We start from the raw sequence: 23,592 nt of genomic DNA, 5'->3' as shown, positions 1-23,592 counted from the left end.
AATCCAATGCAGAAGAAGATTTTTGACATTGTGGCAAAAGTAGTAGAAAACGACTTCTTCGGAATCGACACCAGTTTTTATAAGGCCGGCCTTTCCTCCATCAGTGCAATGAAGCTCTGTGTCCTGATCTCAGAGGAATTTGGTGTTACCGTAAAAACAAGCGATATCCACGAGAACAATACCGTGGAGAAGCTGGAAAAATATGTCATGCTGGCGCCGAAACTCAGAACCTACGAAAAGAGAGAGGTTTATCCTCTTACCGGTTCCCAGAAGGGTATTTTTGCAGAATGCAGCAAAAATCCTGAGAGTACCGTATACAATATCCCCTTCCTTTTTGAACTGGATCCTGCAGTGGATACCCGGAAATTATCCGATGCAATTGCCAGAATGGTAAGTGCCCATTCCTACCTGCTCACACAGGTATATCTTGACGATAATGGGGAGATGGTACAGCGCCCTGGAAATGAGACGTTTGCGCCGGAAGTAATCGAGACCACAAATGAGAAATTTGCCAGCCAGAAGGAAAGCCTTGTACGTCCGTTTAAGCTGGAAAAGGGACGTCTCCTTCGTGTGGCAATTTATGTGACAGAAGATAAGAAATACCTCTTTACTGATTTCCACCATATTATTGCTGACGGCAACTCCTATGATATCATTTTCGAGGATATCAATAAGGCCTATATGGGTGAAAAACTGGAAAAAGAGTCCTATACAGGATTTGATGCGGCCCTTGACGAAGAGCAGCAGATGAAAGAGGGCAAATACAAAAAAGCTGAGAAATATTATGACAGTATTTTTGAAGGAATTGAGACAGAATCCCTTCCTATGCCAGACCTGAATGGAAAGGCTCCTGAAAAAGGTTATCTGGAGAAGACCATGGGCCTGAAGGAAGAGACCATTCTTTCCTATTGCGAGAAGCTGGGTGTTACCCCGAATATTTTATTTACAGGTCTGTTCGGCATCCTTATGGCAAAATACTCCAATGCAGAGGATAGTCTGTTTTCTACTATTTATAATGGACGAAACGATTCCAGGCTTGAAAACACAGTCTGCATGCTGGTAAAAACCCTTCCTGTTTATTGTAAATTCGACCCGAAGACCACCGTACAGGCGTATATGGCAGAGCTTTCCGAGCAGATGCTGTCCTCCATGGCAAACGATATTTTCCCATTTTCCGATATCTGTGCAAAATACGGGCTGAATTCGGATCTTACTTTTGCATACCAGGCAGAGTTAAGCGACGATTATCCAATCGGAGACACCATTGCCAGAGGCCATGACCTTTCCCTGGATATGGCAAAAATGCCTCTGCTGATCCAGGTAAGAGAGTACAACCACACTTATGTGCTCACTGCAGAATACCGCAGCGACATGTACAGCCAGGCCTTTATTGACGGAATCCTGGATTCCTATGAAGCTGCCATGAGTTCTGCTCTGAAGACAAAACTTGTTTCCGAAATCTCTGTGATTTCCCAGCGCGGAGTGGATAAGATTGCAGAATTCAATCATACAGAAAACGAATTTGACAGAAGCAAAACTATTTCTGACATGTTTGATGAACTGGCAGAGACCATTCCGGACCACACAGCAGTGGTATTTAAAGAACGGAAATACACCTACAAAGAACTGGACGAGCTCAGCAACAGACTTGGAAAATATATTGCATCCCAGGGAATAGGTAGGGAGGATGTAGTTTCCATTCTGATCCCTCGCTGCGAATACATGGCCATCGCACCAATGGGCGTGATCAAAGCCGGTGCAGCATACCAGCCTCTTGATCCTACATACCCGAAGGACCGTCTGATGTACATGCTGGAGGATTCTGCTGCTAAGCTTTTGATCGCAGACAGAGAGCTTCTGCCACTGGTAGACGGCTATCAGGGACCTGTTTTATTTACAGATGAGATCCCACTGCTGGAAGAGTGTGAGGTGGAACTTAAGAAGCCAGAGCTTCATGATCTGTTTATTTTACTGTACACTTCCGGCTCCACCGGCGTGCCGAAAGGCTGTATGCTGGAATATGGAAATATCACTGCATTCTGCCACTGGTACAAAAAGTATTACCAGGTAGATCACAGCTCCAAAATAGCAGCTTATGCGTCCTTTGGATTTGATGCTTCCATGATGGATATTTACGGTGCAATTGCAAACGGTGCAGAGCTTCACATTATTCCGGAAGAAATCCGTCTTGATTTTATTGCACTTCAGCGTTATTTTGAAGAGAATGGCGTTACCCATTCCTTTATGACTACACAGGTGGGAAGACAGTTTGCGATGGAAATGAGCTGCGAGAGTCTGCAATATCTTTCCATAGGTGGAGAGAAGCTTGTTCCTATGGAACCGCCGAAGGATTATAAATTCTTTAATGCGTATGGTCCTACAGAGTGCACAATTTTTACAACTGTATTTGAAGTGGATAAATATTATTCAAATATTCCAATCGGAAAAGCGCTTGATAATTTCAAGCTTTATATAGCCGATAAGTTTGGTCATCTGCTTCCATACGGTGCCTGCGGTGAACTGATGATCTCCGGATGGCAGGTTTCCAGAGGCTATCTGAATAAACCGGAGAAAACTTCGGAAGTTTATACGAAGAATATTTATGACGATGCAGAAGGTTATGAAGTCCTGTATCATTCCGGTGATGTTGCCAGATATCTTCCGGATGGAAACATCCAGATCATTGGAAGAAAAGACTCCCAGGTTAAGGTCAGAGGCTTTAGAATTGAGCTTTCCGAGGTTGAGGAGGTCATAAGAAGATACGAAGGCATAAAGGATGCAACCGTAGTGGCTTTTGACGATCCAAATGGCGGCGGAAAATATATTGCAGCTTATGTAGTATCTGACGGTCAGGTTGACATAAATAAGTTAAATGATTTCATCAAAGAAACCAAGCCTCCATACATGGTTCCGGCAGTTACCATGCAGATCGACAAGATTCCGCTGAACCAGAATCAGAAGGTAAACAAAAAAGCCCTTCCACTGCCAGAGCGAAAAGTGGAAGAGATTGTGAAACCGGAGAATGAGACCCAGCAGAAGCTGTTTGACTGTATTGCTGAGGTTCTTGGCTATACCGAATTCGGCATTACCACAAATATTTACGAGGCAGGACTGACCTCTATCACTGCTATTAAGCTGAATATCCTTATTTCTAAAGCTTTTGACATTGTGATAAAAACATCTGACATCAAGGATCACCCAACTATTCAGATGTTAGAGGGCTTTGTGAAGACTGCCGGAAAAGAAACCAAGAGGGAAATCCAGGAAAATTATCCTCTCACCAATACCCAGGAGGGAATTTTCATCGAGTGTACAGCCAATATGGGATCCACCATTTACAACATTCCATATCTTCTGAAGCTTGACAAAAAGGTTGACCTGGATAAGCTGGCAGAAGCAATTGACAGCACCGTTGCAGCTCATCCTTACCTGAAAACCCGTCTCTTTATGAGCGACGAAGGAGAAGTCCTTCAGAAACGTAATGATGCTTTCACTTATAAGACGCAGATTATAAATGGAATGAACCGGGAAACTCTGGTTCGTCCGTACATGCTGTTTAATGAACAGCTTTTCCGCTTTGAAATTCACAGAACCTGTGATGGAAATTATCTGTTCCTTGACATTCATCATATTGTTGCAGATGGTACCTCCCTGGGCATTATCCTGAACGACATTAACAGGGCTTACAGCGGAGAAAAGCTGGAAGTGGAAGAGTATACTTCCTATGATCTGGCCCTTGATAACAGGGAGGCTCTGGCAAGTGATGCTTATAAGAATGCAGAGAACTACTATAAATCCGTTTTTGAAAATGCGGGCGGAAGCATCAACTTCTATCCAGACAAGAGCGGAGCAGCTCCAACCGCAGAGATGTATCATCGTGAGACCAGTGAGTTCTCCGTACAGGACGTGAAGGCATTCTGTAAGAAGCATGGAATTACAGAGAATGTATTCTTTATCTCTGCCTTTGGTATTACTCTTGGAAAATACAATTTCAGGAAGGATGCGGTATTTACCACTATTTACCACGGCAGAAATGATTCCAGACTTTCCGATACCGTGGGTATGCTGGTAAAGACTCTTCCTGTTTACTGTGATTTCTCAGGAAGCACTGCGGATTGCCTGAATGCTGTCCAGCAGCAGCTGATTAATTCCATGAACAACGATATTTATCCGTTCTCCCAGATCAGCCACGAGTTCAACATCAAGGCAGATGCCATGGTGATCTATCAGGGCGACAACTTCACCTTTGATAATATCGGCGGGGAATATGCGCAGGAAGAACCTGTTCAGCTGAATGCGGCAAAGGCACCTGTTTCCATCAGTATTTCAATTGAGAGAAATAAGTTTGTCTTTGAGATTGAGTACAGAGGCGACATGTACAACGAGGAAACCATCAAATACCTTGCAGATAACCTGGAAACAACGGCAGATGGAATCCTGAGAGAATACGAGCCGGCAGACATCAGACTGATGTTTGAGGAAGAAACCAAAATGGAAGATGATCCTTCCCATGCCGGAAAGACCTTTGTAGACCTGTTCAGGGAAGCTGTTGCAAAATATCCGGACAGACCGGCGGTAAAAGACGGAATGGGCGAGCTTACCTATAAAGAACTGGACCATATGTCAGATTATGTTGCTCAGAAGCTTACGGAAAATGGCTTTGGCAGGGAAAAGGTTGCAGGTATTCTGTGCGGAAGAACAAAAGAATATGCCGTAGCTTATATCGGTGTTATGAAAGCCGGCGGTGCGTATGTTCCATTGGATCCGGAATATCCGCAGAGTAGAATTGAGTACATGCTGAAGGATTCCGAGGCAGAAAACCTGCTTGTAATAGACCGTTACCGCAGTCTGGTAGGCTTCTACGACCAGAATGTGATCAGCCTGGATGACGTGGCAGCAGAATCCAAAGACTTTGCACTTTCTGTAGAGCTCACAGCTCCGAAACCAGAGAACCTGGCTTATATGATCTACACATCCGGTTCCACCGGAAAACCAAAAGGTGTTATGCTTGAACAGCGGAACCTGCTGAATCTGATCGAGTATATCCTTATGACAAGAAAACTGACACCAGATGATATTGTGGCAGAGTTTGCAAGCTTCTGCTTCGATGCATCCGTGATCGACCTGTTTGCTCCGCTTACTGCAGGCGCAGTACTGTACATTTTGCCAGAGAGCATACGAAAAGATGCGGTTGCTGTTGGAAAATTCATAAAAGAAGAAAAAATTACCACAGCTACCTTCCCAACTCAGATGGGCGAGTTGGTTGCAGAGCTTCTTGACGATGCTCCGAGCCTGAAATTTGTCACCCTGGGTGGTGAGAAGTTCAAATATTACCGGGATAGAACTTACCAGATGATCAATGGCTACGGTCCAACGGAGAATACTGTTTCCTCCACAGAGTTCTGGGTTGACAAACAGTACGACAACATCCCGATCGGTAAGTCACAGCGAAATATCCGCAGCTACATTGTGGACGAAAATATGAAACGGCTTCCGGTAGGCGCTTCTGGTGAGCTTTGCCATGCCGGACGTCAGATTGCAAGAGGATATCACAATCTTCCTGAGAAGACGGCTTCCGTATTTGTGGAAAATCCGTTCTCCGTATGTGACGAGGACAAACGTCTTTACAGAACCGGTGATATGGTCCGCATGAAAGGTGACGGAAATATTGAATATATCGGAAGAATCGATTCCCAGGTAAAGATAAGAGGATATCGTATTGAACTTGGTGAGATCGAAGGAGCTCTTCTGAAGCACGATAAGGTGAAGAATGCTGCTGTTATAGTGATCGAAAAAGGCGGAAACAAATATATCACAGCTTATTATACTGGTGAAATCATTCCGGAAGATGAGCTGAAACTGTTCCTGAACCCGCTGATTCCGGATTACATGATGCCATCCTTCTTTGTCCATCTTGAGAAAATGCCGGTGACTCCTGGCGGAAAGATAGACAAAAAGGCGCTTCCGGTACCAGAAGTAACCACCACAGCAAGCACAGCCTATGTGGAGCCTGTTACCGCTGTCCAGATTAAACTTTGCGAGATATTTGAAAAAGCACTTGGCATTGAAAAAGTAGGAATTGAGGATAACTTCTTCGAACTTGGAGGCTCCTCACTTACTGCATCAAAAGTTGCTGTTATGTGCCTTTCCAAGAATATTTCCATTGTATATGCAGACATTTTCAAATATCCGACCATCCGTGAGCTTTCTGCAATCGTGGATAACAGTGAGGCATTTGAAAATCCGCAGAGTGAGAACGAATTCTCCAGCTACAATTATAACCGGATTCAGAGCGTGATCAGCGGAAATGTGGAAGAAAACGTAAACCAGGTGACAAAGGAAGAAATTGGTGATATCATGATCACAGGTGCAACCGGCTTCCTGGGAATTCATGTTCTGAAGGCTTACCTGGATAATTATGACGGTAAGGTTTACTGTCTGGTACGTAAGGGTAAATATGAGTCCATGGAGAAACGAATGATGCATATGTTGATGTATTACTTCGATAATCCGTGCCAGGAACTGTTTGGAGAGCGTATTATCTGTGTGGATGGCGATATTACCTCGAAAGAACAGGTGGAGAAATTTGCAGATTACAAATTTAACACCATTATTAACTGCGCAGCCTGCGTAAAGCATTTTGCAGCTGGTGATGTACTGGAGAAGATAAATGTACACGGAGTGGAAAATCTGATTGAATTCTGTAAAAATAGTGGACGCAGACTGATCCAGATTTCTACTGTTTCTGTTGCCGGAGAAGGTTCCGATGGTGTTCCGCCAATGTCCAGAGTCTTTAATGAAAACGATCTGTATATTGGACAGAACATCACAAATGAATATATCCGCACAAAATTCCTTGCAGAGAGAGCTGTACTGGAAGCTGTTTCCAGTGGGCTTGACGGAAAGGTTATCCGTGTAGGAAATCTGATGAGCCGAAATTCAGATGGTGAATTCCAGATCAACTTTATTACAAACGGATTCCTGCGAAGCCTGAGAGGATATGAGGCAGTTGGTAAATTCCCAATTGGGGCTATGCACGAAGTTACAGAATTTTCACCAATTGATTCTACTGCACTTGCAGTGTTGAAACTGGTGCAGACAGACCGGAGATTTACCGTATTCCACGCCTGCAACAGCCATCATATCTATATGGCGGATCTGATCTATGCAATGCGGAGCCATGGATTTGACATTGACATTGTAAGTGATGAAGAGTTTGAGGCTGCAGTAAAAGAATTTGCAAAGAACAATGATGATTCGGATGTTGTTTCCGGACTGATCGCGTATACGGCTCATAATGAAAATGAGATCTATACCCTGGATTACAGCAACCGGTTTACAGCACAGGTTCTTTACAGACTGGATTACAAATGGCCGGTTACAGATGACAGATATCTGGAAAGCGCTATTGAGGCACTTGACAGACTTGCATTCTTTGATTGATTTACGCAACTTAAAGGAGGAAATTGTAATGGAAATTGTAAGTAAGACAGAGGGCAGCAAGGTAACTATGGAGATCACAGGATGGCTTGACACCCAGACTGCACCGCAGCTGGAAAAGGAGCTGTCAGCACTTGATCCTGGTACAACCAGCCTGGTATTTGACTTTGCAAACCTGGAATATATCTCTTCTGCCGGACTTCGTCTGGTAATCGCCGCTTATAAGAAGATGGCAGGCAAGGAAGGCTTCAGGATTGTAAATGTTTCTGATGAAGTGTACGATGTTTTCAGCCTTACCGGATTTGACCAGAAGATCAATATTGAGAAGAAATAAAGGTTGAATTCGTGCATGGCGAAGTGAACAGCAACCTGTCTGGAGCAGGCCTGGGGAATCTACAGTTGCTACCCGGTGCTTTTTATAGTAAGAAATGATAAAATTATATAGAATCAATATCAATACTCTTGAGGATCCCTTGCAGAATGAAAGTCTTTTGGAACAAGTTGGACCAGAGAGAAGAAAGAAGGTCATCCGGTATCTTCAGCCGGATGACCGAAAAAGGAGTCTGGGCGCAGGAATTATGATCCGGAAGATCCTGAATGGGAACGGACTTTCCGAAAGCAGCCTGAAATATTCCGAAAATGGGAAGCCTGTGGCGGATCATCTCCATTTTAATATCTCCCATGCCGGAGACTATGTGGTGGGAGTGGTGTCGGATGATGAAGTGGGATGCGACATTGAGCGGAATGTCAATGCGCCTCTGGAAATTGCGGAGCATTATTTCCATTCGACAGAGCGGGAATATATAGAAGCTGCTTCTGACCCGGGCAAAGCTTTTTTTACACTTTGGACCTTAAAGGAAAGTTATATGAAAATGACAGGCAGGGGGATGAGCCTTCCGCTTGATTCTTTCGAGATCATTCGAAAAGATCAGGGCTTTGTTCTGGGAAAATCACCGAAAAGACCAGGCTTTTTCAGGACAATGGAATTTGAGAATTATATTTTCTCAGTGTGCATGGAAAGTGATTTTTCTTTGCCGCCCAAGGGCTTTACAGAGCTTCTGTGACACTACTGCCTTTTGCTGCTATCCAGCATGGATTGGAGCTTATTTTTAGTCAAAAAATCCTTAAGAATTATATGCAAAAGACTTGACGGATATGTCCGCTGTGTGGTAAACTGTACAAGCGACATGGAAGTTAGGTCTTTTTTTTATGCCGAAAAACGGTGGCGGATACACCGAAAAGGCTGATTTAAGACCATGCAAATGAAAACACTGGAGGTGGAAGTTGTGCGCGTTAGGATTACATTAGCATGTACAGAGTGCAAGCAGCGTAACTACAATATGACCAAGGAGAAAAAGAACCATCCTGAGAGAATGGAAACCAAGAAATATTGTAAGTTCTGCCAGAGACACACAATGCACAAGGAAACAAAATAGTCACTTTAGATTGTGAGGTTAGGCTATGCAAGAAAAAGAAAAATCTGCAGGCAAGACCGCCAAGGCTAAGGAGCCGAAGAAATCCTGGTTCCAGGGGCTGAAGGCAGAGTTCAACAAAATTGTCTGGACAGACCGCGATACACTGATGAAACAGTCAGTTGTTGTTATTGTCATAACCGTAATTCTCGGTGTGATCATCAGTGTGATGGATGCAGGCATTCTGGAATGCATTAATCTTTTAATCAAATAAGGACAAAGGTGATTGTATGTCAGAAGCAAAATGGTACGTTGTCCATACCTATTCCGGTTATGAGAACAAGGTAAAGGCCAACATTGAGAAGACAATTGAAAACCGACATCTTGAGGATCAGATTCTGGAAGTACGGGTTCCTCTGGAAGACGTTGTGGAGATGCGTAATGGTGTTTCCAAGCAGGTCCAGAGAAAAATGTTCCCAAGCTATGTTCTTATCAACATGGTCATGAACGACGATACCTGGTATGTTGTCCGGAATACCCGTGGAGTGACTGGGTTTGTTGGTCCGGGATCCAAGCCTGTACCGCTCACAGAAGAAGAAATGAAGCCGCTGGGCATCAAAGATGAGACTGTCCGCGTTGATTTCGTCGAGGGCGATACCGTTGTTGTAACAGGCGGAGCCTGGAAAGAGACTACAGGTGTTGTGACTGCCATCAATCCGCAGAAGCAGCTTGTAACGATCAATGTAGAGATGTTTGGACGCGAAACACCGGTTGTAATCAGTTTCGCAGAAGTTCAGAAAATGTAACAGACAAAGGTAACACAATATCGTGGGAGGGACATACCCCCGCCAATACCACATAGGAGGTGCCGAAAATGGCAAAGAAAGTAACAGGATATATCAAATTACAGATTCCCGCTGGTAAAGCAACTCCAGCACCACCTGTAGGTCCGGCTCTTGGACAGCACGGTGTAAATATCGTTCAGTTTACAAAAGAGTTCAATGCGAGAACAGCAGATCAGGATGGTATGATCATTCCTGTAGTAATCACTGTTTATGCAGATAGAAGTTTCAGCTTCATAACCAAAACTCCGCCGGCTGCAGTTCTTCTTAAGAAAGCTGCAAACATCAAATCCGGTTCCGGCGTACCGAACAAAACAAAAGTTGCTAAAGTTACAAAAGCTCAGGTTGAGGAGATCGCTCAGCTTAAGATGAAAGACTTAAATGCAGCATCCATCGAAGCAGCAGCAAGCATGATTGCTGGTACTGCAAGAAGTATGGGAATTGAAGTAGTTGATTAATCACAAATAGTAAGTGGGAGGGCTTTTCCCCGCAAATACCACAGGAGGTTATAGAAATGAAACGAGGAAAGAAATACGTGGAGGCTGCTAAGGCAGTTGACCGCGCAACATTATACGATACTAATGAAGCTATCAGCTTAGTTAAAAAAGCTGCTGTTGCCAAATTTGACGAGACTATCGAAGTTCATATCCGCACAGGCTGCGATGGACGTCATGCAGATCAGCAGATCCGTGGTGCAGTAGTTCTGCCACATGGTACAGGTAAAACTGTTCGCGTTCTTGTATTCGCTAAGGATGCAAAAGCTGAGGAAGCTAAGGCTGCAGGTGCTGATTTCGTTGGCGCTGAGGACCTTATTCCGAAGATCCAGAATGAGGGATGGCTTGACTTCGACGTTGTTGTAGCAACTCCGGATATGATGGGTGTTGTTGGACGTCTTGGTCGTGTACTTGGACCGAAAGGTTTAATGCCTAACCCGAAGGCTGGTACTGTAACTATGGATGTTACAAAGGCTATCAATGATATCAAAGCTGGTAAGATTGAGTATCGTCTTGACAAATCAAACATTATCCATGTGCCGATCGGTAAAGCTTCCTTTACTGAGGAGCAGTTAAGCGACAACTTCCAGACGCTGATTGGAGCTATTGTAAAGGCTAGACCTAGCACACTGAAAGGACAATATTTAAAGAGCGTTGTTATTGCTCCGACAATGGGTCCTGGAGTGAAGATCAACCCGATCAAGTTAGCTTAATAGATGAAAATGAAGAGCACTCACCGCGAGGTGGGTGCTTTTTTTCATGTCATAATTTTGATATTTTATAGTGAGTTTTGGTATATGTTTTTTATCATATGAGATATCATATGGGAAAATCGGGTCAATATAAAGACCAGGAGGAGTGTGCAGGGATGAAATATGGATATTTTGATGATAAGAAACGAGAATATGTGATTACCAGACCAGATACACCAGCGCCTTGGGTAAACTATCTGGGAGATCCTGAATATGGTGCCATTGTGTCCAATAATGCAGGCGGATACAGCTTTGTAAAGTCTGGTGCTAACGGAAGAATTTTACGTTATGTTTTTAATCAGTTTGACGAGCCGGGAAGATATATTTATCTGAGGGACAATGAAACGAAAGATTTTTGGTCAGCGTCATGGCAGCCTGTAGGAAAGGATCTTGAAAAATATAAAAGTGAATGTCACCACGGTACTGCTTATACCAGGATGATGGCAGATTACAGCGGTATTCATTCTGAGGTTAGGTATTATGTACCCCTGGGACAGTCTTATGAGGTGTGGAGCCTTTGTGTGGAGAACTGTTCTGATAAGGAAAGAGAAATTAATGTAACCGGATATGCGGAATTTACCAACAACAGCAACTATGAGCAGGATCAGGTAAATCTGCAGTATTCCCAGTATATTACCAAAACTGTTTTCAGAGGAAACCGTGTACGCCAGATGATCCATGCAAATCTGGATCGTCTTGATGAAGGGGAAAAGGTAGATAACAAAGATGTGACAAATCGGTTCCTGGGTCTGGCCGGCGTGCCAGTGGATTCCTGGTGCGGTGAAAAAGAAGCATTTCTGGGGAGATATCACGGTTATGGAAACCCGGTAGGAGTAATTGACGGCAAGCTTAATTGTGAGGGAAATTATAATGAAAACAGCTGTGGTGCATTGACAGCAGTGTTAAAGCTTGCCCCGGGAGAAAAGAAAGAGATGGCTTTTCTTGTAGGTATGAAAAAAAATGACGAGGCAGAAGCGATTGTTGCGCGTTATGACCAAAATTGCCAGCAGGTTTGCGAAAGGGAACTGGAAGAACTGATCAGTTACTGGCATGGACAGCTTTCACATTTTCAGATAAAAACTCCAAGTAATGAATTTAATACCATGATCAACACATGGAACGCTTACAACTGTTTTATGACTTTTATCTGGTCCAGAGCAGCATCCTTTACTTACTGCGGTCTGCGCAATGGATATGGATACCGCGACACTGTGCAGGATATTCAGGGCGTGATCCATCTGGCACCTGAAATGGCAGCGGATAAGATCCGTTTTATGTTGTCTGCCCAGGTAGATAATGGTGGTGGTCTGCCTCTTGTTAAATTCACCCACAATCCAGGACATGAGGATACGCCGGACGATGCTTCTTATGTACAGGAAACAGGGCATCCGGCATATCGTGCTGACGATGCTCTATGGCTTTTTCCAACTGTATATAAGTATGTGTCAGAGACAGGAAATGTAGATTTTATTGATGAGGTAATCCCATTTGCCAATAAAGATGAAGGAACAGTATATGAGCATCTGAAACGTGCGATCCAGTTCTCGATGGAACATCTTGGAAAACATGGAATGCCGGCGGGACTTTATGCAGATTGGAACGACTGCCTGAGGCTTGGAAAAGATGGAGAATCTACTTTTGTAGCTTTGCAGTTTTATTATGCAATGACCATTTTGAAGGAGTTTGCGGCTTACGAAAAAGATGAAGAATATATCTCATATCTGGAAAAAAGCCAGGAAGAGCTTGGGAAACTGATTGAAAAGCTTTGCTGGAATGAAGACCGGTTTATCCGCGGTTTTACAGAAGCAGGAGAAATAATCGGACAGCGTACAGATCCGGAAGCAAATATGTGGCTGAATCCCCAGAGCTGGGCTGTGATCAGTGGGCTTGCAACAAAGGAGCAGTCAGAACTGGCACTTGAGCAGGTTTATGAAAGACTGAATACAGAGTATGGTGCTATTCTTATGGATCCCCCATATCACGCACATGCTTTTGACGGTGCACTGGCTGTAATTTATAATGCAGGAACAAAAGAAAATGCAGGAATTTTTTCTCAGTCACAGGGATGGATCATTTTGGCAGAAGCATTAATGGGACATGGAGAAAGAGCATTTGGCTACTTTATGGAAAATGCTCCGGCTGCACAGAATGATAAGGCGGAGATCCGCAGGCTTGAGCCATATTGCTATGGTCAGTTTACAGAGGGGAAAGCAAGTCCGAATTTTGGCCGTTCTCATGTACACTGGCTTACTGGAACTGCGTCTACTGTTATGGTAGGATGTGTGGAAGGTATTCTTGGAATGCGTCCTGATTTCTATGGTCTTCGTATCGCACCGTCCATACCGAAAGAATGGGATGGATTTGAAGTCGAAAAAGATTTCCGCGGCTGTCACCTGCACATTAAAGTGCAAAATCCGGGACATGCAGAGAGTGGATTTAAGAAACTTACTGTAAACGGTGAAGAGTTAAAAGATAATTATATTCCACAGGAGAAGCTGACTGCTGAAACTGAGGTTGAATTGTATCTGTCGTAAAAATTTAGTAGGCCTGGTGGGTGGACGCAGGCAGAAAGCGAGAAACATTGATGAAACATATAGAATTTCAGGATAAAAACGGAAGCTTTATTATACATGATCCGGAAAATTATAGCGGTCTGTATCTGCCTATGGCGGGAGAAAAAGGACTGAAATCCAGTATCACCCCTAATCTGGGAGGTGACAGCAAAACGGATCAGAATCATTTCCTTCTTGAGCCTGTAAGTATTGAAAACCTGCATAACAACCGAAATACCAGAAATTTCTGGTGTCAGGTATATAAAAGCACAGAAGCATGTGATACTGCTCTGTCTGGAGCAGATCCGAAGCTTCTGGGCTGTTGGTCTGTCTGTGGAAATTCTGCAGAACAGGAATTTCAGAAATTTACAGATAAGCAGGACGAAAGCACACTGGAAGCTGGTTTTATGTGGCAGAAGATTTCCCGAAAATCACAAAAATATGGTCTTCAGGCAGAAGTAACTTCTTTTGTTACAATTTCCGGGGACATGGAAGTAGAATATGTGGAAATCACAAATATTTCCGAAAAAAAAGTGGAAATTGTGCCAACAGGTGCAATTCCAGTATATGGAAGAAGTGCAGATAATCTTCGAGATCACCGCCATGTTACCTCCCTTCTCCACCGAATTCGGACCACCGATTATGGTGTGGAAGTAACCCCGGTTTTGTCCTTTGACGAGCGGGGACATCAGAAAAATAATACTACATATTTTGTATACGGTTCAGATGAAAACGGAGAGAAGCCGGAGTCATTTTATCCTACGGTGGAGGAGTTTATAGGAGAAGGCGGAACCTTTCTGAATCCAGAGGCAGTAAGAATTAATAAGCCCGGAAAACCCTCTGGAACAGAACTTCAGGGAAAAGAGGCTGTTGGAGGCATCCGATTCAGCCGGAAAACACTGAAACCAAGGGAAACAGCTGGTTATATTTTACTATGTGGGATTGCAGATGCCGGTGAGCAGCAGTTCCCAAGAAAGGAGAATACAGATAAAAAGGCAATAGATCCGGCAAAAGCTTCTAAATGGATAGAGTCGTTGACTTCTGGCTGCAGGACCCGCTCCCAGGTACGGAATATGCTGGAAGAAGTAAAAGAACACTGGATTCGGAAGGTTAATGTAGCGTTTGAAACTGGAAGCGAAGATGCGGATAATTATCTGAAATGGATCTGTTTCCAGCCAATCCTCAGAAGAATTTATGGATGTTCTTTTCTCCCCTATCATGATTATGGAAAAGGGGGACGCGGCTGGCGCGATTTATGGCAGGATTGCCTTGCCTTGTTGATCATGGAGCCATCTGAGGTAAGACAGATGATCATTGATAATTATGGAGGTGTTCGTATTGATGGAACAAATGCCACAATTATAGGAAGTGGTCAGGGAGAATTTATTGCAGACAGGAATAATATTACCCGTGTATGGATGGATCATAGCTTTTGGCCGTTTGTAACTACGAAGCTTTATTTGGATCAGACCGGGGATCTTGATGTTTTATTTGAGAAGATTCCATATTTTAAGGATCTTCAGTCAAAACGCGGAACAGCTCATGATGAAGAATGGAACAGCAGTTATGGTAATTTACAGAAAACAGATGCTAATGAAATATATCATGGAACTGTTCTGGAACATATTCTTCTTCAAAATCTGTGCGCATTTTTTGATGTGGGAGATCATAATGAAATGTGTCTGCATGGAGCAGACTGGAATGATGCCTTAGACATGGCCTGGGAAAAAGGTGAGAGTGTGGCCTTTACCTGTGCTTATGCCGGAAATTTGAAGGATATCGCTTATGTGCTTAGAGAAATAGAGAGTGTTCAGGGAATTAACAGGATTGAGCTTGCAGAAGAAATGGAATGTCTGTTTGCCTGTGGAAAACAGTTATATGAAAACCCTGAGAAAAAACAGAAGGTTTTGAAGCAATATACTGATTTGAGTGCCCATAATCTCAGTGGAAATAAAGTAGTGCTTTCTCTGAAAATGGTATGCAGCAATCTGGAAGAAAAAGCAGACTGGCTCGTGGAAAATATTCGGAAAAATGAATGGATCCAGGATGGGGATAAAGGCTGGTTTAATGGATATTATGATAATCATGGAAGAAAAGTAGAATATAGCGCGGTTTCAGATGAAACCGACAATAAAGCTGGTGCAGAGTGTAACACCCGAATGATGCTTACCGGACAGGTATTTGCTGTCATGAGTGGTACCGCTACAGAGGAACAGATACAGGCAATCTGCAGGAGTGCAGATGCATATCTGTATGACAGGAAAGCCGGCGGCTACCGCCTGAATACAGATTTCAAAGAGGAAAAATTTGACCTGGGAAGAATGTTTGGATTTGCATATGGAGAAAAGGAAAATGGTGCCGTCTTTTCCCATATGGCAGTTATGTATGCCAATGCATTGTACAAAACCGGTCACGCCAAAGAAGGATACAAAGTTCTTCAGACTCTGCTTGATACTGCAATGGATTTTGAACGCAGCAAAATGTACCCGGGAATCCCGGAATATTTCGATAATCAGGGAAGAGGCTTATACGCATATCTGACCGGAGCTGCAAGCTGGTATATGCTGACCATGATAACAGAAGTTTTTGGAGTAAAAGGCCAGCTGGGCGATATGGTGATAGCACCTGCACTTATGCCTGAGCAGTACGATCAGGAAGGAAAAGCTTCCTTGAAAATAGAATTTGCCGGAAGGAAATTTTCCATTCATATTTTTAACAGGGAGAAAAAAGAATGGAATAAAGTGCAGATAAAAGAAGCCTTTTGTGATGGTACTTTGCTGTCGGCAGAAGGCGGCAGGCAGGCTCGCCTGAAGCGCTCTGAAATAGAAAAACTGACTTTGGAAAAAGTACATGAAATTAATATTATTTTGAACTAATCTGGATAAAGAATTAGAAAAATGACCAGATATTCAGGAATAACAATGCATAAATAAAGGTTATTCCTGAATATCCGGTCTTTTTATGTAAGGCGGAGAATTATGCATTGCAGGAGCCTTACGTGCTAGAGCCTGTTTGAAAAATCATTCCCGCAATCTGCACGCCCCACTTTGCGGTATATTTTGCCCGAATTCAGTTGCCGTAGCCCGCTACGGCGCCTTCATCCGGACAAAATCTTCCACAAATTGTGACGCACATCATGCAGAAAGCTTTTTTCAAACACGCTCTAGGTCAGCTTACCACATGGATTTATAATACCTATCCCTGTATTTTTTTGGAGTCAGACCAGTGAAATTTTCGAATACCTGAATAAAGTGACTCTGGGAAGAGAAGGATAGGTAATTGGCGATGTCAACTACTGCTTTGTCCGAGTAGCGAAGAAGATGTGTGGCTTTTTCTATTTTTTTCTCCCTTATGTAGTCACTGATGGAAATTCCAAGATTTTGTTTGAATACCCTGGATAGATAATTCTGGGAAAGACCGGTGTGGCAGGCAAGGTCTTCTATGGTGATACGGTCCTTTATATGAGCATAGATGTAATCAATGCACTGCATAACTGGCTTGGAAAGTACGGATAATTTTTTTTGCAGGATCATTTTTCCGGTAAAATCCTTTGCCATAGTGTGGTGAAGGTCTGCAATCTGTCGCAGGGAAGTGCAGGAATCCATTTTTAAAATGTAAAAGTCACTAAGCCGGTAGGCCTGCTCTGCCTCCATCCCTCCGTCAATGCAATATCTGGTAAGCATCGCAGCTGTAACCACAAAGTGGTATTTCAGATTCGTGACAGGGTTTCTGGAAAGGACTCCGGTTCCCTCCAGATTCGTAAAAGAATCTGCATTACAGTTCTGTATGACAGTTTCCATATCTCCGGTTTTTACTGCCGTATAAAAGGAATATTCAACAGAAGGCGGCCTGTGCTTGGATTCAGTTTCGTTTTCTTCAAATTCTGTGTTGTACCAGTCTTTTGATATTGCCATGTAATCCCCTCCAAAACAAAAATGTGTCATTTTTTATATTATGACATGAATCTGATATTTTGTTAAGAGAAATAATATAATGTCAAAAATAAAAATGGTATATTTATTGCACCAAAGAGATACAGCATTAAGAAAATGCTCAAAAAAGGAGGATCTTTTATATGAAGAAGAGAGCAGTATCTATGTTACTTACAGCTGTTATGGCAGTTACCGGTATGGCTGCAACAGCAACCGTAGCACATGCAGAAGGAGAAGAGGGAAAGGTTATTAACATCTATTCCTGGAACGATGAGTTCCGTACACGTCTGGAGGCTATTTATCCAGAAGTTGAGTCCACTTCCAGCGATGGAACTGTTACAACCTTAAAAGACGGAACTGAGATCCATTGGATCATCAACCCAAACCAGGATGGTGTTTACCAGCAGAAGCTTGATGAGGCGCTTCTGAATCAGGCTGATGCATCTGATGATGATAAAGTAGATATTTTCTTAACTGAGACCGATTATGTTTTCAAATATACAGACAAAGATGCAGATGTAGCAATGCCGCTTACAGATCTTGGAATTGACCCGGATACAGATCTTGCAGATCAGTACGATTTTACAAGAACAACTGCTTCTGACTCTGACGGAGTACAGAGAGGTTCTACATGGCAGTGCTGCCCAGGAACCCTGGTATACCGTCGTGATATTGCAAAAGAAGTTTTTGGAACAGATGATCCGACAGAAGTAGGCGAGAAAGTAAAAGACTGGGATACAATGAAAGAGACTGCTGCTCAACTGAAGGAGAAAGGTTACTACACATTTTCTTCTTATGCAGACACCTTCCGTTTATATGGAAACAGCATCGCACAGTCCTGGGTACAGCCTGGTGAGACAACCATTACAGTTGACCAGAAGATTATGGATTGGGTAAATGATTCAAAAGAGTGGCTGGATGCAGGTTTCCTTAACCCTACTGTAAAAGGACAGTGGAACGATGACTGGAACAAAGCTATGGGCTCCCAGTCAAAAGTATTTGCATTCCTGTTTCCGGCATGGGGAATCGACTTTACATTAAGTCCAAACTGGGATGGCGATGCAGGCTCATGGGCAGTTACAAATCCTCCGCAGGAATACAATTGGGGCGGTTCTTACATTCATGCAGCAACAGGTACTGATAATCCAGAGCATGCAAAAGACATTATCCTTGCTATGACTGCAGACAAAGACAACCTGTTAAAGATTTCTAAGGATTATTCAGACTTCACAAATACAAAGAGTGGTATGGCAGAGGCTGCTACAGATGATGCAAACTTCTCTTCTGAGTTCCTTGGCGGACAGAACCCATTTGCATATTTTGCACCTGTTGCAGAGAACATTAAGATTGCACCGCTTTCTGCATACGATCAGGGATGTGTAGAGCTGATCCAGAACTCTTTCAGTGATTATTTCCAGGGAAATGTTGACTTTGATAAAGCAAAGGCAAACTTTGAGACTGCTATTAAAGAGCGTTATCCTGAGATCTCTGAGGTTAAATGGCCGGAATAATGTAGATAGTTCTGAGGATTTTGTTTGCAAAAACATCTTGCAGAATACTATTAAAAAAATAATGTCCATGTGACATTTGAAAATTGGTATAAGGAACGTGGAGAGGATCCTGTAACATAGGATTCTCTCCTGTTCTGTAAGATGTGTGTAAAGGAGAACTGTTATGAAGAAAAACAAGAAAAGCATTAATTATGGAAAATGGGGCTACCTGTTTATCCTTCCTTTTTTTATAATCTATTTGATTTTTTCTTTGATTCCATTGGTTGATACGGTCCGTTACAGCTTTTTTGAATATTTCCGTTCTGGAATTAAAGAAATCGGACCCAATTTTATTGGAATGGCAAATTACATCAGTCTGCTGAAATCCGATATGTTTAAATATGGAGCAAACACATTGATTCTGTGGCTGATCGGATTTGTGCCGCAGATTGTGGTTGCGTTAGTTCTGGCAGCCTGGTTTACAGATGCCCGTTTGAAAATAAGAGGAAAACAGTTTTTTAAAGTGGTAATATATCTGCCGAACCTGATTATGGCATCTGCATTTGCACTTTTATTTTTTACTATGTTTTCTACAAACGGACCAATAAATTCTATTCTGATGTCTCTTGGATGGATTAAAGACCCTATTGATTTTATGGGATCTGTAGTTGGAACAAGATCATTAATTGGCTTTATGAACTTCCTTATGTGGTTTGGAAATACAACGATTATGCTGATGGCGGCTGTTATGGGTATCAGTATGGATATTTTTGAGGCTTCTGACCTGGATGGCTGCAATAGTATTCAACGTTTCTATTATATTACATTGCCGCTGATCAGACCGATTCTTGCATATACATTGATCACATCTATAATTGGTGGTCTTCAGATGTTTGATGTACCACAGATCCTGACAAATGGACAGGGTAATCCAGATAGAACGTCTATGACGCTGATCATGTTCCTGAACAGTCATCTGAAGAGTAAGAACTATGGTATGGCTGGTGCATTATCTGTTTACCTGTTTATTATCAGTGGTATTTTATGCTTCATCGTATATCGCATGACCAATGATAATGATCCGGATGGTTCCAAAAAGGCTGCAAAAAAACGTGCTAAGGAAGAAAGGAGAAGATTAAGAAGATGAAGAAGAAAGTAGGAAGCCAATTCAGAACAGTTTTCGCACATATCGTATTGATTCTTCTGTCTTTTATGTGCCTGTTCTTCTTTTACGTATTGATAATTAATGCAACCAGATCTCATGGGGATCTGCAGAAAGGTTTCTCTGCACTTCCAGGAAAATATTTCCTTGAGAATCTGAAAAACGTGGCAAACGACGGAAGCTTTCCAATGTTTCGGGGAATTTTGAACAGTGTGATCGTATCTTCCTGTAGTGCCGCACTTTGTACATATTTTTCATCCCTTACGGCATATGGTCTTTATGCTTATGAGTTTAAGGCAAGAAAGGTTGCTTTTACATTTATCATGGCAATTCTTGTAATGCCAACGCAGGTTACTGCAATGGGATTCCTTCGTCTGGTTACGAAGATGGGATTATATGATTCCCTTCTGCCGCTGATTATTCCCTCCATTGCATCTCCAGCTGTATTTTATTTTATGTACAGTTATCTGCAGTCGTCTCTGCCGCTTTCTCTTGTGGAGGCTGCCAGAATCGATGGTTCCGGAGAATTCCATACCTTTAATCGCATTGTGATTCCAATTATGAAGCCTGCAATTGCAGTTCAGGCGATTTTTACATTTGTTGGTTCCTGGAACAACTACTTTGTACCGGCCCTGATCATCCAGTCCAAGAGTAAAATGACGGTGCCGATTCTGATCGCTACTCTTCGTGGTGCTGATTATATGAATTTTGATATGGGTAAAATTTACATGATGATCACAGTTGCGATCGTGCCGATCATTGTTGTGTACCTGCTTCTTTCCAAGTATATTATTGCAGGTGTTACCCTTGGTGGTGTCAAAGAGTAATGGCGTTTACACAGTTTAAGTACAGTGGGACTTTGAATCCGGAAATATCTGTCTGCGAGAAAAAGCATAGCTCTTTTGCAGAAAAAGCGGCAGAGGAAGGCATTGTTCTATTGAAAAATGAAAATATTCTTCCCATTTCATTATCTGCATCGGTTGCCCTTCTGGGCATCGGTGCGGATAAAACTGTAAAAGGGGGGATTGGTTCCGGAGATGTAAATAACAGGCAGAATATTACCATTTACGAAGGAATGGAAGAATCCGGAATTCGGATCACCAGCAGGGACTGGCTGGATGATTATGAACATCGCTATCAGAAAGCGAGACTTATATGGAAAGAGAAAATTCTTGAAGAAGCAAAGCATGTAAATAATCCTTTTGATGCCTATGCATCCAATCCATTTATCATGCCGGAGGGGCGTCCTGTTTCTGAAATGGATATCCAGGAAGCTGAAATTGTTGTTTATGTAATCAGCCGTATTTCTGGTGAAGGAAAAGATCGTCGTCTTGAAAAAGGTGACTATTATCTTAGTGAACGAGAAGAGAAAGATATTCTTTTTCTAAACAGCAGAAGTGTGCCTATTGTTCTGCTTATAAATGCCGGTGGTCCTGTGGAGCTTACAGATATTCTGGAAAAAGCGCAGTGGATAAAAGGTATCCTCAATATTTCCCAGCTTGGACAGGAGGGGGGACGTGCGGTTGCAAGGATCCTTCTTGGAGAAGCTGTTCCAAGCGGAAAGCTTACAACAACCTGGGCAAAAAAATATGCGGATGTGCCATTTGCAGAGAATTTTAGTTATCTGAATGGAAATCTGGAATTGGAAGAATATAAAGAAGGAATTTATGTGGGCTATCGGTATTTCGATAGTTTTGGTGTAAAGCCACTTTTTCCTTTTGGCTTCGGTCTTTCTTATACAGATTTTAAGATTCAGTTTTGCAGTATTGAAATTGACAAGGATAAGATTGCAGTAAATGTATCTGTAGAGAATATTGGAAATACTTTTGCAGGAAGAGAAGTTGTACAGGTGTATGTATCACTTCCCCGGGGCAGGATAGAGAAAGAATACCATCGCCTGGTTGGATATGCAAAGACAAATGTATTAAAGCCGGGAGAAAAACAGGAGTTAAAGATCCTGTTTGATGGAAAAACTATTGCAAGCTTTTTTGAGGATGCAAATGCCTGGATCGTGGAAACAGGAAAGTATGGTCTCTGGATTGGAAATAATTCAGCCAATCTGAAGCTGGAGGCTTTTATAAATGTGAACCAGGATGTAGTTCTGGAGCAGACGCAGAAACTGGAAGCATTGGTTGAATTATCTGAAAAACTGGAAGCTTCAAAGAATGTAAAGGCTGCAGAAAAGCAGCTGGAGAAAAGTAGAAATGCTGATTTTCCCACCATACAGTTTGAAGCATTGCAGAGAAAACAAAAGGCTGGAAATGTTGACCGAGAGTCTCTGGTCATGGGAAACTCGCTGGAAATTCTGGCAGAAGAGCTGCCTGTAGAAGAATTGATCCCACTTTTATACGGAAATACTGGTGGTATTAGCAGCAATCTTGGAGCAGCAGGGATTAAAGTGCCTGGTTCAGCTGGCGAAACTTCAGAAGCTCTTTATGAAAAATATGGAGTTCCGGTATTGATCATGGCAGACGGACCAGCTGGTATCAGACTGCAAAGAAGTTATGAGGTAAATCGCGAGAATGATTCTGTTTATGGAATCGGTGTTCTTGGTTCTTTGGAAAATGGATTTCTGGTAACAGAAAAGCCTCACCAAAATGCAGATACGTATTATCAGTACTGTACTGCTTTTCCGGTTGGTACAGCTTTGGCGCAGTCCTGGAATCGGCAGCTGTTGAAAGAGTTTGGAGAAATGATAGCTGAGGAAATGGAGAAATTTGGCGTCAATCTCTGGTTGGCACCGGGAATGAATATTCACAGAAATTCCCTGTGCGGACGAAACTTTGAATACTATTCAGAGGACCCGCTGCTTGCAGGAAGTCTGGCCGCAGCAGTTACCAAAGGGGTTCAGAGTAAAGCAGGATGCGGGGTAACGATTAAGCATTTTGCATGCAATAATCAGGAAGATAATCGTATGGGAGTAGATGTTCATCTTTCTGAAAGGGCCCTTCGTGAGATTTATTGTCGTGGATTTGAGATTGCCATAAAGGAGAGTAAACCTGCGGCAATTATGTCCTCCTATAATCTGGTAAATGGGGTACATGCCGCAAACAGCAAGGATCTGTGTACCAGAATTGTGCGTGATGAGTGGGGATTTGAGGGCGTGATCATGTCGGACTGGAATACTACGGAACCCAAGGACGGAAGTATTCCATGGAAGTGCACAGCTGCCGGAAATGATATTATCATGCCGGGAAGTGAGAATGATCATAAAAGTATTCTGGATGGTTACAGAAGCGGGGAGCTTTCAGAAGAAGAAATTCGTATTTGTGCCAGAAGGGTCTTGAAACTAATTGATAAACTGCGAAGCAGTTATTTGGTTATGAGCAAGTAGTGAAGCGGATTGCGAATATTCGCTTGACTAAAAGGACTGAGCAAGGTATGCGTATGTGTACTTTGCTCTTATTTTTTTCATTTTTATAGAAATTATAAAGAGAGATGTGGTAGTATGGAAAATACCAGCGATACAAAAAGAAAATCTGGAATGGAGCTTGAGGTGAAAGATGGTGCTTTGCT

At 42.7% G+C, this 23,592-nt stretch carries 15 protein-coding genes and 2 pseudogenes; 15 read left to right on the top strand and 2 right to left on the bottom strand.

Annotated elements, in window-relative coordinates; all coding sequences use genetic code 11:
- The first annotated feature begins 6 nt into the window (after positions 1 to 6).
- The 10 genes from I4V84_RS15695 to I4V84_RS15650 all read left to right on the top strand — a co-directional run bounded on the left by I4V84_RS15695 (position 7) and on the right by I4V84_RS15650 (position 16,368).
- Positions 7 to 7,443 (top strand): non-ribosomal peptide synthetase, encoded by a 7,437-nt coding sequence (locus I4V84_RS15695; protein ID WP_243284129.1) that lies wholly within the window; start codon positions 7 to 9, stop codon positions 7,441 to 7,443.
- A 28-nt stretch (positions 7,444 to 7,471) separates the two neighbouring features.
- Positions 7,472 to 7,774 (top strand): STAS domain-containing protein, encoded by a 303-nt coding sequence (locus tag I4V84_RS15690; protein WP_118577945.1) that lies wholly within the window; start codon positions 7,472 to 7,474, stop codon positions 7,772 to 7,774.
- A gap of 94 nt (positions 7,775 to 7,868) precedes the next feature.
- Entirely contained in the window at positions 7,869 to 8,504 is a 636-nt protein-coding gene (locus tag I4V84_RS15685; RefSeq protein WP_118577944.1) for a 4'-phosphopantetheinyl transferase superfamily protein, read from the top strand.
- Positions 8,505 to 8,726: 222 nt separating this feature from the next.
- Entirely contained in the window at positions 8,727 to 8,876 is a 150-nt protein-coding gene (gene rpmG / locus I4V84_RS15680; protein WP_117853039.1) for a 50S ribosomal protein L33, read from the top strand.
- Positions 8,877 to 8,901: 25 nt separating this feature from the next.
- Entirely contained in the window at positions 8,902 to 9,126 is a 225-nt protein-coding gene (secE, locus tag I4V84_RS15675) for a preprotein translocase subunit SecE (protein WP_173718538.1), read from the top strand.
- Positions 9,127 to 9,142: 16 nt separating this feature from the next.
- Positions 9,143 to 9,658, top strand: coding sequence for a transcription termination/antitermination protein NusG (gene nusG, locus I4V84_RS15670; protein ID WP_173718537.1), 516 nt, complete (start codon positions 9,143 to 9,145; stop codon positions 9,656 to 9,658).
- A gap of 68 nt (positions 9,659 to 9,726) precedes the next feature.
- Positions 9,727 to 10,152 (top strand): 50S ribosomal protein L11, encoded by a 426-nt coding sequence (gene rplK, locus I4V84_RS15665; protein ID WP_117852954.1) that lies wholly within the window; start codon positions 9,727 to 9,729, stop codon positions 10,150 to 10,152.
- A gap of 56 nt (positions 10,153 to 10,208) precedes the next feature.
- The gene (gene rplA, locus I4V84_RS15660) at positions 10,209 to 10,901 is read left to right on the top strand and encodes a 50S ribosomal protein L1 (protein ID WP_118577943.1); all 693 of its coding nucleotides are present in this window, start codon (positions 10,209 to 10,211) and stop codon (positions 10,899 to 10,901) included.
- Positions 10,902 to 11,056: 155 nt separating this feature from the next.
- On the top strand, positions 11,057 to 13,474 hold the full coding sequence (locus I4V84_RS15655; protein ID WP_148463502.1) for a N,N'-diacetylchitobiose phosphorylase: 2,418 nt from the start codon (positions 11,057 to 11,059) through the stop codon (positions 13,472 to 13,474).
- Positions 13,475 to 13,524: 50 nt separating this feature from the next.
- Positions 13,525 to 16,368 carry a cellobiose phosphorylase gene (locus I4V84_RS15650; protein WP_173718535.1) on the top strand — a complete coding sequence of 948 codons (2,844 nt, stop codon included), beginning with the start codon at positions 13,525 to 13,527 and terminating at the stop codon, positions 16,366 to 16,368.
- A 118-nt stretch (positions 16,369 to 16,486) separates the two neighbouring features.
- Here the strand turns inward: I4V84_RS15650 and I4V84_RS20865 are convergent.
- Positions 16,487 to 16,615 (bottom strand): annotated as a pseudogene (locus tag I4V84_RS20865) (DUF6783 domain-containing protein).
- Here I4V84_RS20865 and I4V84_RS20860 point away from each other — a divergent pair.
- Positions 16,565 to 16,684, top strand: a pseudogene (locus I4V84_RS20860) (DUF6783 domain-containing protein); the annotation flags it as partial. The pseudogenes I4V84_RS20865 and I4V84_RS20860 sit on opposite strands and share 51 nt — an antisense overlap.
- On the opposite strand, the gene I4V84_RS15645 reads toward I4V84_RS20860, so the two are convergent.
- Positions 16,666 to 17,406 (bottom strand): helix-turn-helix domain-containing protein, encoded by a 741-nt coding sequence (locus I4V84_RS15645; protein ID WP_148463499.1) that lies wholly within the window; start codon positions 17,404 to 17,406, stop codon positions 16,666 to 16,668. The pseudogene I4V84_RS20860 and the gene I4V84_RS15645 sit on opposite strands and share 19 nt — an antisense overlap.
- Before the next feature lie 161 nt (positions 17,407 to 17,567).
- On the opposite strand from I4V84_RS15645, the gene I4V84_RS15640 reads away from it, so the two are divergent.
- The 4 genes from I4V84_RS15640 to I4V84_RS15625 all read left to right on the top strand — a co-directional run bounded on the left by I4V84_RS15640 (position 17,568) and on the right by I4V84_RS15625 (position 23,410).
- Entirely contained in the window at positions 17,568 to 18,935 is a 1,368-nt protein-coding gene (locus I4V84_RS15640) for an ABC transporter substrate-binding protein (RefSeq protein WP_195992856.1), read from the top strand.
- A gap of 163 nt (positions 18,936 to 19,098) precedes the next feature.
- Complete coding sequence (locus I4V84_RS15635) at positions 19,099 to 20,061, top strand: sugar ABC transporter permease (RefSeq protein WP_148463497.1); 963 nt, start codon at positions 19,099 to 19,101, stop codon at positions 20,059 to 20,061.
- A complete protein-coding gene (locus I4V84_RS15630; protein ID WP_195992854.1) occupies positions 20,058 to 20,903 on the top strand; it encodes a carbohydrate ABC transporter permease in 846 nt (281 codons plus the stop codon). The genes I4V84_RS15635 and I4V84_RS15630 overlap by 4 nt, the downstream gene beginning before the upstream one ends.
- Positions 20,903 to 23,410 (top strand): glycoside hydrolase family 3 protein, encoded by a 2,508-nt coding sequence (locus I4V84_RS15625; RefSeq protein ID WP_195992853.1) that lies wholly within the window; start codon positions 20,903 to 20,905, stop codon positions 23,408 to 23,410. Before I4V84_RS15630 ends, I4V84_RS15625 begins: the two co-directional genes overlap by 1 nt.
- Positions 23,411 to 23,592 lie beyond the last annotated feature (182 nt).

Origin of the sequence: Ruminococcus sp. 1001713B170207_170306_F1 (assembly GCF_015668065.1) — a bacterium.
GTDB classification, from domain to species: Bacteria; Bacillota; Clostridia; order Lachnospirales; family Lachnospiraceae; genus Blautia_A; species Blautia_A faecis.
Note: the sequence above shows the minus strand (reverse complement) of the source record. Positions and strands in the feature narration are given on the sequence as shown.

Bases quoted from the DNA above. Each gene is read 5' to 3' on its own strand.
- I4V84_RS15695 (WP_243284129.1), top strand. From the start codon at position 7: ATGCAGAAGAAGATTTTTGACATTGTGGCAAAAGTAGTAGAAAACGAC.
- I4V84_RS15690 (WP_118577945.1), top strand. From the start codon at position 7,472: ATGGAAATTGTAAGTAAGACAGAGGGCAGCAAGGTAACTATGGAGATC.
- I4V84_RS15685 (WP_118577944.1), top strand. From the start codon at position 7,869: ATGATAAAATTATATAGAATCAATATCAATACTCTTGAGGATCCCTTG.
- secE (WP_173718538.1), top strand. From the start codon at position 8,902: ATGCAAGAAAAAGAAAAATCTGCAGGCAAGACCGCCAAGGCTAAGGAG.
- nusG (WP_173718537.1), top strand. From the start codon at position 9,143: ATGTCAGAAGCAAAATGGTACGTTGTCCATACCTATTCCGGTTATGAG.
- rplK (WP_117852954.1), top strand. From the start codon at position 9,727: ATGGCAAAGAAAGTAACAGGATATATCAAATTACAGATTCCCGCTGGT.
- rplA (WP_118577943.1), top strand. From the start codon at position 10,209: ATGAAACGAGGAAAGAAATACGTGGAGGCTGCTAAGGCAGTTGACCGC.
- I4V84_RS15655 (WP_148463502.1), top strand. From the start codon at position 11,057: ATGAAATATGGATATTTTGATGATAAGAAACGAGAATATGTGATTACC.
- I4V84_RS15650 (WP_173718535.1), top strand. From the start codon at position 13,525: ATGAAACATATAGAATTTCAGGATAAAAACGGAAGCTTTATTATACAT.
- I4V84_RS15645 (WP_148463499.1), bottom strand. From the start codon at position 17,406: ATGGCAATATCAAAAGACTGGTACAACACAGAATTTGAAGAAAACGAA.
- I4V84_RS15640 (WP_195992856.1), top strand. From the start codon at position 17,568: ATGAAGAAGAGAGCAGTATCTATGTTACTTACAGCTGTTATGGCAGTT.
- I4V84_RS15635 (WP_148463497.1), top strand. From the start codon at position 19,099: ATGAAGAAAAACAAGAAAAGCATTAATTATGGAAAATGGGGCTACCTG.
- I4V84_RS15630 (WP_195992854.1), top strand. From the start codon at position 20,058: ATGAAGAAGAAAGTAGGAAGCCAATTCAGAACAGTTTTCGCACATATC.
- I4V84_RS15625 (WP_195992853.1), top strand. From the start codon at position 20,903: ATGGCGTTTACACAGTTTAAGTACAGTGGGACTTTGAATCCGGAAATA.